General features: G+C 70.2%; 10 protein-coding genes. 3 read left to right on the plus strand and 7 right to left on the minus strand.

The window, feature by feature from the left end:
• The coding region (locus ACFY10_RS25565; protein ID WP_390667535.1) for a maltotransferase domain-containing protein at positions 1 to 681 on the minus strand (681 nt) is incomplete at its 3' end.
• A 228-nt stretch (positions 682 to 909) separates the two neighbouring features.
• The gene (locus ACFY10_RS25570) at positions 910 to 2112 is read right to left on the minus strand and encodes a S8 family peptidase (RefSeq protein ID WP_390667536.1); all 1203 of its coding nucleotides are present in this window, start codon (positions 2110 to 2112) and stop codon (positions 910 to 912) included.
• Between the two features lie 261 nt (positions 2113 to 2373).
• Here ACFY10_RS25570 and ACFY10_RS25575 point away from each other — a divergent pair, with 261 nt between their 5' ends.
• Positions 2374 to 4992 carry a glycosyltransferase family 1 protein gene (locus ACFY10_RS25575; RefSeq protein WP_390667537.1) on the plus strand — a complete coding sequence of 873 codons (2619 nt, stop codon included), beginning with the start codon at positions 2374 to 2376 and terminating at the stop codon, positions 4990 to 4992.
• Positions 4993 to 5129: 137 nt separating this feature from the next.
• Here ACFY10_RS25575 and ACFY10_RS25580 read toward each other — a convergent pair whose 3' ends face one another.
• The 3 genes from ACFY10_RS25580 to ACFY10_RS25590 all read right to left on the minus strand — a co-directional run bounded on the left by ACFY10_RS25580 (position 5130) and on the right by ACFY10_RS25590 (position 9642).
• Positions 5130 to 5648, minus strand: a complete 519-nt coding sequence (locus ACFY10_RS25580) for a DUF1990 domain-containing protein (RefSeq protein ID WP_390667538.1) — start codon at positions 5646 to 5648, stop codon at positions 5130 to 5132.
• 69 nt (positions 5649 to 5717) lie between these two features.
• Positions 5718 to 7385 (minus strand): M4 family metallopeptidase, encoded by a 1668-nt coding sequence (locus tag ACFY10_RS25585; RefSeq protein ID WP_390667539.1) that lies wholly within the window; start codon positions 7383 to 7385, stop codon positions 5718 to 5720.
• Positions 7386 to 7620: 235 nt separating this feature from the next.
• Complete coding sequence (locus ACFY10_RS25590) at positions 7621 to 9642, minus strand: M4 family metallopeptidase (RefSeq protein ID WP_390667540.1); 2022 nt, start codon at positions 9640 to 9642, stop codon at positions 7621 to 7623.
• 347 nt (positions 9643 to 9989) lie between these two features.
• On the opposite strand from ACFY10_RS25590, the gene ACFY10_RS25595 reads away from it, so the two are divergent.
• Together ACFY10_RS25595 and ACFY10_RS25600 are read left to right on the plus strand one after the other, a co-directional pair.
• The gene (locus ACFY10_RS25595; protein ID WP_390667541.1) at positions 9990 to 11420 is read left to right on the plus strand and encodes an ammonium transporter; all 1431 of its coding nucleotides are present in this window, start codon (positions 9990 to 9992) and stop codon (positions 11418 to 11420) included.
• 25 nt (positions 11421 to 11445) lie between these two features.
• Positions 11446 to 11781, plus strand: a complete 336-nt coding sequence (locus tag ACFY10_RS25600; RefSeq protein WP_275779786.1) for a P-II family nitrogen regulator — start codon at positions 11446 to 11448, stop codon at positions 11779 to 11781.
• Between the two features lie 30 nt (positions 11782 to 11811).
• Here the strand turns inward: ACFY10_RS25600 and ACFY10_RS25605 are convergent, their stop codons facing one another.
• Both ACFY10_RS25605 and ACFY10_RS25610 read right to left on the minus strand, forming a co-directional pair.
• A complete protein-coding gene (locus tag ACFY10_RS25605; protein ID WP_390667876.1) occupies positions 11812 to 13515 on the minus strand; it encodes an ABC transporter ATP-binding protein in 1704 nt (567 codons plus the stop codon).
• Positions 13516 to 13562: 47 nt separating this feature from the next.
• Complete coding sequence (locus ACFY10_RS25610) at positions 13563 to 15347, minus strand: ABC transporter transmembrane domain-containing protein (RefSeq protein WP_390667542.1); 1785 nt, start codon at positions 15345 to 15347, stop codon at positions 13563 to 13565.
• Positions 15348 to 15360 lie beyond the last annotated feature (13 nt).

The following is a 15360-nucleotide window of genomic DNA, read 5'->3' on the forward strand; positions in this document are numbered from 1 at the left end:
CACCAGCAGCGGCAGGGTCTGCGAGGCGGTGACGAACTCCCGCAGCGGATGCCGGGCCAGCACCGCATCCACCTCCGGCGTCAACGCCGCCGCCAGGCGCGAGGCGGCCGGGCGGGTCTCGTCCCGCAGGGCGTCCACGGCGGCGACGATCACGTTCCGTCCGCCGCCCTCGGGGGTGCCGTCGGCCGCCCGCTCGTACAGCCGCGCCCCTTCCTCCAGCACCAGGTCCGTGTCCATCCCCGCCGGGATCTTGATCTGGGCGTGGTGCCGCCAGGTGGTGATCGGGTCGCCCCAGGCCTCCACCGTGTACGTCCAGTGGCCGGGTTCGCCGGCGGTGACAGCGGCGCCCCAGCGGTCGGTGCCCGGGGCCAGCTCCCGCATCGGCGTCCATGGACCGGCACGGCCCTCCGGATCCGTGAGGACGACGTTGGCGGCGACCGCGTCGTGGCCCTCGCGGAACACGGTGGCCGAGATCTCGAACGACTCGCCGGTCACGGCCTTGGCCGGCCTGCGCCCGTGCTGGACCACGGGGCGGACATCGAGGACGGGTATGCGCCCGATGCCCGCGGTGCCGCCCGCGGAGGGTGGCTCCGGGGTCGGCGGTCCGGCGTCGGCGGGGCGCACGGGAGGCGCTTCGGTGCTGGTCGTCGGGGGTGCTGACGAGTGGTGCGTGGCGGGCATGACCGCTCCTGTCCGCGTCAACGTGGGTGGGCGGATGGCAGTGGGGAGGTGGGTCCTGCGGGTGATGTTGCGTGGTGTGTCTGTGGAGTACCTGAGTCGTGTACCGGAGGAGCCTTCCCACCCTATTCGGGTGCGCAATCCGGCACTTTGTTAACTACTCACGCGTATGTCTACACACAAGACCGGTCCCGTTCGTGAACGAACGGGACCGGTCTTGGGACTGTGTGACTAAGAAGGCGGCACCTGCAGAAGTTCGTCCGGTGAGCCGAGGCCCCGGCCGGAGACCTTCCCGGACACCGCCAGCTTGACGAGTGCCTTGGAGACCTGGGCCGGCGTGGCCTTCGGATGGTCGGCCAGATACAGGGCGGCCGTGCCTGTGACGTGGGGAGTCGCCATCGACGTACCGGAGAAGGTCGCCTTCCCGGTGTCGCTCGCGTAGGAGTCCGAGGTGATCGACACTCCGGGGGCGAACAGGTCCACGACCGAGCCGAAGTTGGAGAAGCTCGCCCGCGCGTCCTTCTTGTCGGTCGCGCCGACCGTGATGGCCTCCTTCACGTCCGCCGGGGAGTAGAGGGCGGCCGGGAGGCCGTCGTTCCCCGCGGCGACTGCGTACGTGACGCCCGAGGCGATGGAGTTGCGGACGGCCGCGTCCAGCTGGGCGTTGTAGTAGCCGCCCAGGCTGAGGTTGGCGACCGCCGGTTTCCTCGCGTGCTTGGTCACCCAGTCGATGCCCGCGATGACCTGCGATGTCGTACCGGAGCCGTCGTTGTCGAGGACGCGGACGGCGACGACCTTCGCCTGCTTGGCGACGCCGTACGCCGTGCCGGCGATGGTGCCGGCGACGTGGGTGCCGTGCCCGTTGCCGTCGGCTGCGGTCCTGTCGTTTCCGACGAAGTCCCAGCCGTAGCTCGCCCGGCCGCCGAAGTCCTTGTGCGTGATGCGGATACCGGTGTCGATCACGTACGCGGTGACCCCTTTGCCCGCGGACTCGGGCCAGGTGTAGCTCCTGTCCAGCGGCAGGCTCGGCTGGTCGATCCGGTCCAGGCCCCAGGACGGCGGGTTCTTCTGCGTGTGGTCCAGCGACACACGCGTGTCCTGGACGACCGAGGCGACCTGCGAGTCGGCCGCGAGCAGCTTGGCCTGTCTCTCGTTGGCCTTGACGGCGTAGCCGTTGAGGACCGAGCCGTAGGCGTGGCTTATTTTCGCCCCGTACTTCTCGGCGATGCCTTTTCCGGTCGCCGACGGAGCCTTCGTTCCCCCCTTGAGCGTCACGAGATAACTTCCGCTGACGGAGCCGGGCTCACCGGCGCCGAGTATCTGCCCCTCCGGTGCGGCGTGCGCAGGCAGGGTGATGGCCGAAAGCGTGGCGGCACAGGCCACCGCGGTCAGACCCCCTGTCAAGCGCAGACGCCGTGTTCGCGTCCGTGCCATGGTCCGAATTCCCCTCCATTGACTCCACTTGGCAGCCTCTCGTGCGGTGTAGAAGGCCCACAAGAGGGCCTATGGGGGCGGAATCGGCCATGTCGGCCATGGTGGACGCGTGAAGGTTGCGGCGTTTTCCGGACGGCGTAGGAGTGTGGCGTGCTCTTGGACGTGCCGTGGTTGCGAAGCCCTCCACACGGATACCGTCGAGGTTGACGACGAGGCGCACAGCGTTGTGCGTCCGCACAGCGACACGCGTCGAGGTGGAAAGTGAAGGCGATCCGTCGATTCACCGTCCGACCCGTTCTCCCCGAACCCCTGCGGCCGCTCAGTGATCTGGCCCGCAATCTGCGCTGGTCCTGGCATGCGGAGACCCGCGATCTGTTCCAGTCCGTCGACCCCGAGCGCTGGGCGGCCTCGGACGGCGATCCCGTACGGCTCCTGGGCAGCGTGTCGCCGGCGCGGCTCGCGGAGCTGGCCGGGGACCACCGCTTCCTGCGCCGGCTGACGGAGGTCACGGGCGACCTGGACGACTACATGACCGGCGACCGCTGGTACCAGACCCACCCCGGGGAACTCCCCGCCGCCATTGCCTACTTCTCGCCCGAGTTCGGCATCACGGCCGCCCTGCCCCAGTACTCCGGCGGCCTGGGCATCCTGGCGGGCGACCATCTGAAGGCGGCCAGCGACCTCGGCGTACCCCTGGTCGGCGTGGGCCTCCTCTACCGGCACGGCTATTTCCGCCAGTCGCTGTCCCGGGACGGCTGGCAGCAGGAGCACTACCCGGTCCTGGACCCCAACGAGCTGCCCGTGGCCCTCCTCGAGGAACCCGACGGCACCCCTGCCCAGGTCTCCCTCGCCCTGCCCGGCGGCAGGCAGCTGCACGCCCGCATCTGGCTCGCCCAGGTCGGCCGGGTCCCGCTGCTGATGCTCGACTCGGACGTCGAGGAGAACGACCTCGGCGAGCGACAGGTGACCGACCGGCTCTACGGCGGCGGCAGCGAGCACCGGCTGCTGCAGGAGATGCTGCTCGGCATAGGGGGTGTGCGGGCGGTGCGGACGTACTGCCGCCTCACCGGCCATCCCGCCCCCGAGGTCTTCCACACCAACGAGGGCCACGCCGGCTTCCTGGGCCTGGAGCGCATCGCCGAGCTCTGCGACGGCGGGCTGGACTTCGATTCCGCGCTGGAGGCGGTCCGCGCCGGGACCGTCTTCACCACCCACACCCCGGTCCCCGCCGGTATCGACCGGTTCGACCGCGAGCTGGTCGCCCACCACTTCGGCCCCGACGCCGAACTCCCGCGCATCGACGTCGAGCGCATCCTGCAACTCGGCATGGAGACCTACCCCGGCGGCGAACCGAACCTCTTCAACATGGCCGTGATGGGCCTGCGCCTCGGCCAGCGCGCCAACGGCGTCTCCCTCCTGCACGGCCACGTCAGCCGCGAGATGTTCTCCGGACTGTGGCCGGGATTCGACCCCGACGAGGTACCGATCACCTCCGTGACCAACGGGGTGCACGCGCCCACCTGGGTCGCCCCCGAGGTCTTCCGGCTCGGAGCCCGGCAGATCGGCGCCCAGCGCACCGAGGACGCGCTGACCGTCGGCGGCTCGGACCGCTGGGACGCGGTCGGGGACATCGCCGACCAGGACATCTGGGAGCTGCGCCGGAACCTGCGCGAACAGCTGGTGGACGAGGTACGGGTGCGGCTGCGCGCCTCCTGGCGTCAACGCGGGGCGGGAACCGCCGAGCTGGGGTGGATCGACGGGGTCATGGATCCGGACGTCCTCACCATCGGGTTCGCGCGGCGCGTCCCGTCGTACAAGCGCCTGACCCTGATGCTGCGCGACCGCGACCGTCTGATGGACCTCCTCCTGCACCCGGAACGGCCCATCCAGATCGTCGTCGCGGGCAAGGCGCATCCGGCCGACGACGGCGGAAAACGCCTGGTCCAGGAGCTGGTCCGGTTCGCGGACGACCCACGCGTCCGCCACCGCATCGTCTTCCTCCCCGACTACGGCATGGCGATGGCGCAGAAGCTCTACCCGGGCTGCGACATCTGGCTCAACAACCCACTGCGCCCCCTGGAGGCCTGCGGCACGTCCGGCATGAAGGCGGCGCTGAACGGCTGCCTCAATCTCTCCGTCCTGGACGGCTGGTGGGACGAGTGGTTCCAGCCCGACTTCGGCTGGGCGATCCCCACGGCGGACGGCGCGGGCACCGACCCCGACCACCGTGACGCCATAGAGGCAGAAGCGCTCTACGACCTGCTGGAACAGCGTGTGGCCCCGCGCTTCTACGAGCGTGGTCAGCACGGTCTGCCCGACCGGTGGATCGAGATGGTCCGCCAGACCCTGACCCTGCTCGGCCCGAAGGTGCTGGCCGGCCGCATGGTCCGCGAGTACGTCGAGCGCCTCTACGCACCGGCCGCCCACGCACACCGCGCGATGGCCCCCGACTCCGCGCGCGAACTCGCCGCCTGGAAGGCACGGGTGCGGGCCGCCTGGCACGGCGTCACCGTCGACCACGTGGAGACGTCCGCCGCCACGGCCACCGCGGAACTCGGCAGCACGCTCGCCCTGCGGGTGCGCGTGGGCCTCGGCGAGCTCGGCCCGGACGACGTGGAGGTCCAGGCCGTCTCGGGCCGCGTCGACCCGGAGGACCGCATCGCGGACGCGGCGACGGTCCCGCTGAAACCGGCGGGAGGCCCCGACCAGGAGGGCAGGTGGGTGTACGAGGGCCCGCTCTCCCTCGACCGCACCGGCCCCTACGGCTACACGGTCCGCATCCTGCCGGCGCATCGACTGCTGGCGTCCGGTGTGGAGCTGGGGTTGGTGGCGGTGCCTTCGGAGGAGACGGGAGAGGGCGCAGGAGTACTTATGCGGTGAGGCAATTCAGCGGCGCTTCGGGCTTTCCGGCGCGGCAGGCATCTTCAGCCCGTCCGGCGTTTGAGGACGAGGCCGTTCAGGCCGAAGCGGGGGTCTGGGGGCGGCAGCCCCCGGCCAACGGTGCCCCAGACCCCCGCTCAGTCCTCGGACACCGGCGCGCACAACTGCTGCAAAACCTTCCCGCACCGCCGCGCGTAAGCGTTCTGCAGCCCCCGTGTAGCCGGGCCGCCGGCCTTCGCGTACCACTTCGCGGGCCTGCTGAACGCGGACACCGTCAGCCACACCGTGCCGTCGCCCGTGCGGTCCACGACGAAGAGTTCCTCGCCGCACTCCGGGTGCCCGGTCAGGGTGCCGTACGCCCAGCCCGCACGGCGGGGTTCGTCGACCGTGTAGATGATGCGGCACGGGGCCTTGATCACACCGGCGAGGGTGACGGTGACGTCGACGTCCGGGGCGGCGCGGTCCGCGCTCGCGTCGATGCCCACGCCCAGTTCCCGGTGCATCTCCCAGGTCAGGACCGCGTCGGCAGCTCTGCGGAAGCAGGGTTCCCCCTCGCCGATGCGCGTGCGCACGTGCAGGGGGCGGAAGCCCGGCGGGCAGAAACCGCGGCGGCGGGTGCCGCCGACGTCGTCGTAGGTGAAGTCCTCCAGGCGCATGGGACACAAGAGTAGGGCGGTACCCGGGAATGCCTTCGTCCCGGGTACCGCCCGCCAACCCCCCTCGGGTCAGCTCACGTTGACCGCGGACCAGGCCGCGGCGACCGTCTTGTACTCGGTGCTGCTCGACCCGTACAGGCTCGCCGCCGCCGCCAGCGTGCCCGTGCGGGCCGCCTTGTAGTTGGTGGTCGAGGTGAACTGCTCGGTCAGCGCCTTGTACCAGATCTGCAGTGCCTTGTCCCGGCCGATGCCGGTGACCGTGGAGCCGTTGGACGTCGGCGAGTTGTAGCTGACGCCGTTGATCGTCTTCGAACCGCTGCCCTCGGCCAGCAGGTAGAAGAAGTGGTTGGCGACACCGGACGAGTAGTGGACGTCCAGGTTGCCGACGGAGGAGGACCAGGAGTCCGCCGAGCCGCCGTCCTTGCTGGGCTTGTCGAAGTAGCGCAGCGGGGTGCCGTCGCCGTTGATGTCGATCTTCTCGCCGATGAGGTAGTCGCCCTTGTCGGACGAGTTGTTGGCGTAGAACTCGACGCCGACGCCGCCGAGGATGTCGGAGGTGGCCTCGTTGAGGCCGCCGGACTCGCCGCTGTAGTCCAGGCCCGCGGTGTTGGCGGTGACGCCGTGGGTCATCTCGTGGCCGGCCACGTCCAGCGAGGTCAGCGGGTGAGTGTTGCTGTCACCGTCGCCGTAGGTCATGCAGAAGCAGTCGTCGTCCCAGAAGGCGTTGACGTACGAGCTGCCGTAGTGGACGCGCGAGTAGGCGCCGACACCGTCGTTCTTGATGCCGCTGCGGCCGAAGGTGGCCTTGTAGTAGTCCCACGTCTCCTGCGCACCGTAGGTGGCGTCGGCGGCCGCGGTCTGGTCGGTCGTCGAGCTGGAGGCGGCGCCCGTGCCCCAGACGTTGTCCGAGTCGGTGAACAGCGTGCCGGTGCCGGAGCTGCTGGTGTGCTTCAGGTTGTACGTCTTGTGACCACCGCGCGTGGTGTCGTACAGCTGGTACGTCGAGCCCGACAGGTTGGTGGTCAGGCTGACGGTGCCCGAGTACAGCGTCTTGCCGGTGCCGGTCGCGTTCTCGACGGCCTGGTACTCGAAGAGCTTCTTGCCCGTGGCCGCGTCGGTGATGACGTGCAGCGCGTTCGGGGTGCCGTCGTCCTGGAGGCCGCCGACGACGGTCTCGATGGCGAGGACGGGCTTGCCGGAGCCGGCCCAGACGACCTTGCGGGCCTTGTCGGCCGAGGTCTTGTCCGAACCCGCGGCCTTGGCGGCGGTCAGCGCCTGCTTCTCGGCCTTGGCGGTGGTGATCTGCGGCTTGAGCGAGGCCACCTTGATCGCCGACTTCGTGGCCTTGGTGACGCTCTCGGTCTTGCCGGACTTCGTCGCGACGACCAGGTCGCCGCCGAGGACCGGCAGGCCCGCGTAGGTGCGCTCGTAGCGGGTGTGGACCGTGCCGTCGGCGTCCTTGATGACGTCCTTGACGACCAGCTTCTCCTTGGTGCCGAGGCCTATCTGCTGGGCCGTCTCGGCAACGTTGTCCTGTGCCTTCTGGATGAGGGCGGTGCGGGACGAGGCCGAGAGCGCGGCGGGGGCGCCTGCCGTGCGGGCCGTGGCCGTGGAGTCCGCCGTGGTCTGGGCGGCGGCCGAACCGGTGGTCAGACCGGTGGTGAGCAGGGCTCCGGCGGCAACGGCGGTTGCGATGGCCAGAGTCGAGCGCTTGTGACGCGCGTAGAGGGGGGTCACACAAGCTCCTTGTGGTGGGGGAGTCCGGCACGGCGTGGGGCGCCCGGCCGGAGTTGCTGTGAAGTTGTGCGGCGGTTGTGGGGAAGAGTGTCATCAAGGCGCGTACATGTCATGACCCTCAAGTGATGTTGGCTGAAAAACGACTGTCTGGTTAACGTTTCGGGAATGTAAACGGGCGCCGCCCCGGGAGTCGTACCCGGGACGGCGCCCTGTTTCCGATACCGCTACGTGCGGTCTACGGGAACGTCACCTTCCAGCTGTTGAGCGTGCCGACGTCCTGCGCGGCCTGGTCCTGGATCTTCAATTTCCAGGTCCCGTTTGCCGTTTCGGAGGAGGCGTTGACCGTGTAGGTCGCCTGTACGTTGTCGGCCGAGTCCGAGGAACTGAAGTTCTTCAGGCGGTACGCGGTGCCCGAAGGGCCGAGCAGATCGATCACCAGGTCGCCCCGCCAGGTGTGCGTGATGTCCACGGTCACCTGGAGGTTGCTTGGCGCGTTTCCGCTCCTGCCGGAGACGGTGATCGACGAGGTGACGGCCGGGCCGTTGTCCGGGATCGACAGCGGGGTCGTGTTCTCGTACGAGGTCCCGGACCCGCCGCCCCCGCCGGAGCGCGAGCCGACCGCGACGGCCGCCCACGCGTCCTGCACGGCCTTGTACTCGGTGGACGTGGTGCCGTACAGCTCACCGGCGGCCGCGAGCGTGCCGGTGCGTGCGCTCGCGTAGTTGGTGGTGGACGTCCACTTGGTGGTCAGTGCCCGGTACCAGATCGCCAGGGCCTTGTCCCGGCCGATGCCCGTGACCGGCAGGCCGTCCGAGGTGGGCGAGTTGTAGCTGACGCCGTTGATGACCTTGGCGCCGCTGCCCTCGCTCAGCAGGTAGAAGAAGTGGTTGGCGACACCGGACGAGTAGTGCACGTCGAGGTTGCCGACACCCGAGTACCAGGAGTCGGCGGAGCCGCCGTCCTTGCTGGGCTTGTCCATGTAGCGCAGCGGGGTGCCGTCGCCGTTGATGTCGATCTTCTCGCCGATGAGGTAGTCACCCGGGTCGGACGAGTTGTTGGCGTAGAACTCGACGCCGACGCCGCCGAGGATGTCGGAGGTCGCCTCGTTGAGGCCGCCGGACTCGCCGCTGTAGTTGAGGCCCGCGGTGTTGGAGGTGACGCCGTGGGTCATCTCGTGGCCCGCCACGTCCAGCGAGGTCAGCGGGTCCGCGTTGCCGGAGCCGTCGCCGTACGTCATGCAGAAGCAGCCGTCGTCCCAGAACGCGTTCACGTACGAGTTGCCGTAGTGGACGCGCGAGTAGGCGCCGACGCCGTTGTTCTTGATGCCGCTGCGACCGAAGGTGTTCTTGTAGAAGTCCCAGGTCTCCGCGGCGCCGTAGTGCGCGTCCGCGCCCGCGGTCGCGGCGTTCGACGTCGTCCCGTTGCCCCAGGTGTTGCTGGTCTGCGAGAACAGTGTGCCGGTGCCGGACGTGCCGTGGTTCAGGTTGTACGTCTTGTGGCCGCCGCGGTCGCCGTCGGTCAGGTTGTAGTTGGAGCCCGACTGCGTCGTCGTCAGCGAGACCGTGCCGCTGTACTGCGTGTTGCCGGTACCCGTCGCGTTCTCGATGCCCTGGTACTCGTAGAGCTTCTTGCCGGTGGCCGCGTCGGTGATGACGTGCAGCTGGTTCGGCGTGCCGTCGTCCTGGAGGCCGCCGACGACCGTCTCGTACGCCAGGACCGGCTTGCCGCTCGCCGCCCAGATCACCTTGCGGGCGCTGTCGGCGGTCGACTTGGTGGAGCCGAGGGCCTTCGCGCGCTTCACGGCCTGCTGCTCGGCGGCCGCTCTGGTGATGTCCGGGGTGACGTCGGAGACCTTGATGGCGGCGTTCGTCGCCTTGATGACGCCCTTGGTGGCGCCCGACTTGGCGGTGTCGACGACCAGGTCGCCGCCGAGGACCGGCAGGCCGTCGTAGGTGCGCTCGTAGCGGGTGTGCAGGGTGCCGTCGGTGTCCTTGACGACGTCACGGACGACGAGCTTCTCCTTCGCGCCCAGGCCTATGTCCTTGGCGGTCTGCGCACGGGCGCTGTCCGCGTCGCGTATCAGCTCGGCACGCTGCGAGGGGGAGAGCTTGACGGCCGCGTGGGCCTTGCTCGTGGACGAGGCCCGGTCCGGGGCGGCGGACGCGGCGCCCGACTGGACGGCCGCGGCGAGCAGGGCGGTGACGCCGGCGACGGCGACGATGTGGGAGGTGCGTCTGCGAGAGGAACTGCTTCTCAACACTGACTCCTTCTGCGTGGCCGCGGGTTGCGCGGCCAGGGAGATCCGGACGGTGGGTCGACCGACCGGGCAGAACATGGGGATGGAGCTTGTGGGGTTGCTGTGTTGAAGCTGTGGGAAGGGTGGCAGGAGATTTCCGCCCTGTCAGGAGCGCGTCACGAAGTTGGCCGGAAATGGTTCGTTGTCCGGGTGTTCATGTTCGGTATGCGGACTGCCTGTTGGATCGTGAGCGGAAATTTGCTCCGCCGACATGCCCTCGGAACCGAGGGGCAACGGATCCGGCAGGATCCTGCCGTCCAACCGGCGGTCGCCGGACCGCCGCTCCCTGGAGGGGAGTTGACGGTGCAGTGATCCCCTATCCCTCATGGCTCGACGCCGGCGACAACGCCTGGCAACTCGTCGCGGCCACGCTCGTCGGAATGATGAGCATCCCCGGTATCGCGATCCTCTACGGTGGTCTGGTCCAGCGCAAGTGGGTCGTGAACACCATGTTCATGGCCTTCACCGGCTTCTCGCTGGTGCTGGTCGGCTGGGTGCTCTGGGAGTTCAAGATGGGGTTCGGCGAACCCCTGAACTCGCACTGGCCCGGCATCCTCGGCGCCTTCGTCGGCCGCCCCGGCACGATCGTCGGCTCGGCGAGCGAACAGCAGCAGGCGTGGATACCGCTCATCAACGGCACCGACCTGATGCCGCACTTCCGTTTCTCCCAGTCCACGCTCGCGTACTTCCACTTCGCGTTCGCAGCGATCACGCCCCTGCTTTTCATGGGCAGCGTGATCGGCCGCATGAACATCCGCGCGTGGCTGCTCTTCGTCCCCCTGTGGTCGACCCTCGTCTACACCGTCAACGCCTTCCTGCTGTGGGGCGGCGGCTGGTGGGCGGCCCAGGGCGCGCTCGACTACTCGGGCGGCTACGTCATCCATCTCGCCGCCGGTACCTCTGGCTTCGTGGCGGCCGCGGTGATCGGCCCGCGCCTCGCCCGCGACCGGGCGCATGGCGTCCCCAACAACCTCCCCATGGTCGCGGTCGGCGCGGGCATCCTCTGGCTCGGCTGGAACGGCTTCAACGGCGGCGACATGTACTTCGGCGGCCACAACGCGGCCGCAGCCGTCCTGAACACCAATCTCTGTACGGCGGTTGCGCTGCTGGTGTGGGTGCTGTGGGACATGTTCGCGGGCCCGCAGCGCAAGCCGACCTTCCTCGGCGGCATCAACGGCATGATCGTGGGCCTGGTCGCGATCACCCCGGCGGCCGGCTTCGTGTCCGGCATCGGCGCGATCTACATCGGCATCATCGCGTCCTCGATCGTCTGGCTGGCCTGGAACTACCTCCCGAAGATCAGGCCCTTCTCGAAGGTCGACGACGCGCTCGGCGTCGTCTACACCCACGGCATCGCGGGCCTGGCGGGCGGCCTGCTGGTCGGCATCTTCGCCGACCCGGCCATGGCGGTCTACCTCAACAAGGACGGCTCCACGGCCTTCTCCACCAGCGGCTGGCTCTACGGCAACTTCGACCAGCTGTGGAAGCAGGCGGGGTCGGCCGGCACGATCATCCTCTACGACGCCGTGATGACCTTCCTGATCCTCAAGGGCATCGGCCTGTTCGTGAAACTCCGGGCCCCCGACGCGGTGCTGGAGAGCGGCGACCTCGCGGTGCACGACGAGGAGGCGTACCCGGCGGAGACGGCGGTGGCGTCGGCGGCGGAGCCGGTTTCGGTGGCCGCTTCGGCACCCGCGCCGAGTCCGCAGAAGGAGGCGGTGGAACCGGACTCCGGCTGAGGGAAGGGGAGTTGAGGAGCTCCCCATGAAACTCGTCACCGCGGTCCTCCCCCCGCACCGCGTCCCCGACGTCATGAAGGCGCTGCAGTCCTTCGGGGTGCGCGGAGTGACCGTGACAGAGGTGCAGGCGTATGTGCCCAGGACCGTCCGGGTGGAGATCTACCGGGGCAGCGAGTACCGCGTGAACCTCGCCCCGCAGCTCCGCCTCGACATCCTCACCCTCGACTTCGACGCCGCCGACCTGGTCCGCGTCATCCGTGCCGCGGGCGCCCGCGGCACGGGCGGCGGCACGGTCTGGGTGACGCCGGTGGAGGAGGTGGTGCGCATCAGGACGCGGGAGCGGGGGCCGGACGCGGTGTGAGTCCGGTGACTCCTGTGACTCCTGTGGCTCCTACGGCGACGGTTCGCCGTGCCAGGTGTGCCACAGCGCCGCGTACGCCCCCTCGGCCGCCACCAGCTCCTCGTGCGTGCCGAGTTCGGACAGCCGGCCGTCCTCCATCACCGCCACCCGGTCCGCGTCGTGGGCGGTGTGCAGGCGGTGGGCGATGGCGATGACCGTGCGGCCCTCGAGCACGGCGGCCAGGGCGCGCTCGGTGTGGCGGGCGGTCGTCGGGTCGAGGAGGGCGGTGGCCTCGTCGAGGATCAGGGTGTGCGGGTCGGCCAGGACCACGCGGGCGAGGGCGAGTTGCTGGGCCTGGGAGCCGTCGGTGCGGGACCCTCCCTCGCCGAGCGGGGTGTCCAGGCCGTCCGGCAGTTCGCGCACCCAGTCGTCGGCACCCACCGCCGTCAGCGCCGCCCACAACTCCTCGTCGGTGGCGGCCGGTTCGGCGATGAGCAGGTTGTCGCGGACCGAGCCGAGGAACACATGGTGCTCCTGGGTGACCAGGACGACCTGGCGGCGCAGCTGCTCGGGGCCGAGGTCGACGACGGGCACCCCACCGACGGTCACCGTGCCTTCGGTGGGCGCGTCGACGCCTGCCAACAGCCTGCTCAGCGTGGTCTTTCCGGCGCCCGAGGGGCCCACGACCGCCAGTCGCTCGCCGGGCCGTACGGTCAGGTCGACGCCGTGCAGCACCTCGCCGCCGCGGTCGTAGGCGTACCGCACGCCGGTGACGTCGATACGGTCGTCGGCGGGGGCGGGGGAGCCGTCGTCCGGGCCGGACCGCGGGGCGGCGGCCAGCCCCTCCACCCGGGCGAACGAGGCGTTGCTGCCCTGCAGTTGCTCCACCCGCATCAGGATCTGGTCCAGCGGCTCGGTGAACTGCCGCAGATACAGCGCGGCCGCCACCACCGCACCCAGCCCCACGTCCCCGCGCGCCTGCAGCACCCCGCCCACCAGCAGCACCCCCGCCACGGGGACGGTGTACGACACCTCGACCGCCGGGAAGAACACGCTGCGCAGGAACAGGGTGTAGAGGCGGGTCCGCCGTGACGTGTCCAGCGCGTCCCGGCTCGCCGCGATCCGCCGCTCCTGCAGACCGAACGCCTCCACCGTGCGGGCCCCGGATGCGGTCGCCGCAAGGATCTCGGCGACCTCCGAGGTGGCCGCGCCCTCCGCGAGATAGCCGTCCCGGGCCCGGCGCAGATACCAGCGCAGCGCAAACCAGATGGGCGTCAGCCCGAGCACACCGAAGAGACCGAGCAGCGGGTCGAGCGCGAAGACGGCGCCCATGATGAACAGCGCCTGCACGGTGCTGACCAGCAGTTCGGGCCCCACGTCGCGCAGCGTGGTGCCGACGGTGCTCACGTCGGCCGTGCCGCGCGCGGTGAGGTCGCCGGCGCCGGCCCGCTCCACGACGGAGGCGGGCAGTGCCAGTGTCCGGTCGACGAACTCCTCGCGCACCCGGGCGAGTGTGCGCTCACCGAAGCGGTGGCCCACGTAGCGGGCCCAGCGGGCGAGCAGCAGTTGGGCCAGCGAGGCGACGAGGATGCCGAGGGCCAGGCGGTCCACGGCCGCGACGCCGTGACCGGAGCGGACCTCGTCCACGATGCGGCCGAGCAGCCACGGTCCGGCGAGACCGGCCGCGGCGGCCAGGGCGTTCAGTGTCAGTGCGGCGGCGAACGCCTTGCGGTCGGCGCGCATCAGCCGGAGCATGGCGCGGCGTACGGCGGCCGGTTCGGCGACGGGGAGGTGGTCAGTCGTCACCGTACGGCCTCCTCGGCATCGTTGTCCCGGGCCACGAGCGCCTGGTAGCCGGGCACTTGGGCCAGCAGCTGTCGGTGGGTTCCGGTGGCTGCGACCTTGCCGTCCACCAAGTAGTGGACGGCGTCCATCCGGTCGAGGACCAGGGGGGAAGTGGTGGTCAGCAGCGTTGTGCGGCCCTCGCGGGCCTCGCGGAGGCGGGCGGCGACGGTGGACTCCGTGTGGGCGTCGAGGGCGGAGGTCGGTTCTACGGCGAGCAGGACCTCGGGGTTGGCCGCGAGTGCCCTGGCCAGGCGGATGCGTTGGCGTTGGCCGCCCGAGAGGCTTCGCCCTTCTGCGGTTACCAGTGAAGCCAGGCCTTCGGGTAGGCCCTGGACGATGTCGCTGGCGGCGGCTGCGTGTATTGCTTGGGTGAGGTGCGCCTCAGAGGGTGCCTCGGATTGTTGTCGGGCGTGTGCAGGTTCGTCGTGGCTTGTCGCGCAGTTCCCCGCGCCCCTGAGAGCCGCTGCTCCACCGTCGATCACGTCGTGCAGGGGGCCTGCGAACAGGGCCGCTTCGTTGTCGGCGACCAGGATGCGGGTCCGGACCTGCGCCATCGGGATTGCGTCCAGGCGCACGCCGCCCCAGGTGACGTTGGACGGTGCGTACCGTCCCAGGCGGTCCACCACGAGCTCGGTGTCGGCGGGGCGGGCGGAGACCAGGGCGGTCAGGCGGCCCGGCAGGACCCGTACGCCGGACTCGGGGTCGTGCAGTGCCGATGGTTCCGCGGGGGCCGGGTGTGTGCCTTCGTCGGGCTCCGGCTCCAGTTCCAGCAGGCGTACGACGCGGCGTGCGGCCACCACTCCGCGGCCCAGTTCGTAGGTCATCTGGATGAAGAACGCCACCGGGCCCACCAGCACCGCGACATAGCCGTACACCGCCACCAACTCGCCCACGCTGATCTCCCCTTGGGCGGCCAGGCGGGCCGCCAGCCAGGTCACCAGGGCGAGGAACAGGGTCGGCAGGCCCACGCCGAACGCCTGCATCCAGCTGGCCACCGAGCCCACCCGGTAGCCCTGGGCCCGCAGGCGTTGCGAGTCGCGTCGGAAGGCGTCCGCGAACAGGCCCTTGCCGCCGAGGCCGTTGAGGACGCGGAGGCCGCCCGCCAGGTCGCCGATGCGGGCGGTCAGCACGCCCTGCCGTTGCCGGTACTCGGTCTCCACGCCCTGCAGCCGTACGCTCAGCGGCCCGGCGCACAGCGCGATCAGCGGTACCCCGAGCAGGACCACCGCGGCCAGCGGCGTCGAGATGGAGAGCAGCAGTCCGGCCACGACCGCGTAGACGACCACGGCGCCGGCCCCGGGGCCGACGACGGTCAGGGACTGGGCGATCGTCAGCACGTCGCCGACGCCGATCGTGACGACCTCACCGGCCCCGGTCCGGCGCGGCAGCGCGGCGCCCAGCCGGACCGCGTGCCCCACGACCACCTTGACCGTACGGAAGTTGGCGTCCATCCGTACCCGGGTCATGGTGCGGTGGCGCATGATGCTCAGCCATGCGTTGACCGCGCCGACCAGGAAGAGGACGACGGTCCACATGGCCAGGATGCCCAGGCGGCCCGGCACGAGGCCGTCGTCGATGGCCCGGGACATCAGGTACGGCGCCGCCGCCATCAGCACCATCCACACACTGGCGAGCAGCGCCCCGGCGAGACATCTGCCCCACTGGCGCATCACCAGCCACCACAGGAAGTGCCAGCCGCCGCGACAGTCGGGCGTCCCGGGATCCTCGTACGCGTCGATCATGTGCCCCCGTTCC

It is taken from the genome of Streptomyces sp. NPDC001401, from assembly GCF_042895385.1.
Classification (GTDB): domain Bacteria; phylum Actinomycetota; class Actinomycetes; order Streptomycetales; family Streptomycetaceae; genus Streptomyces.

Bases quoted from the DNA above. Each gene is read 5' to 3' on its own strand.
- ACFY10_RS25580 (WP_390667538.1), bottom strand. From the start codon at position 5,648: ATGCGCCTGGAGGACTTCACCTACGACGACGTCGGCGGCACCCGCCGC.
- ACFY10_RS25605 (WP_390667876.1), bottom strand. From the start codon at position 13,515: ATGCTCCGGCTGATGCGCGCCGACCGCAAGGCGTTCGCCGCCGCACTG.
- ACFY10_RS25570 (WP_390667536.1), bottom strand. From the start codon at position 2,112: ATGGCACGGACGCGAACACGGCGTCTGCGCTTGACAGGGGGTCTGACC.
- ACFY10_RS25610 (WP_390667542.1), bottom strand. From the start codon at position 15,347: ATGATCGACGCGTACGAGGATCCCGGGACGCCCGACTGTCGCGGCGGC.
- ACFY10_RS25600 (WP_275779786.1), top strand. From the start codon at position 11,446: ATGAAACTCGTCACCGCGGTCCTCCCCCCGCACCGCGTCCCCGACGTC.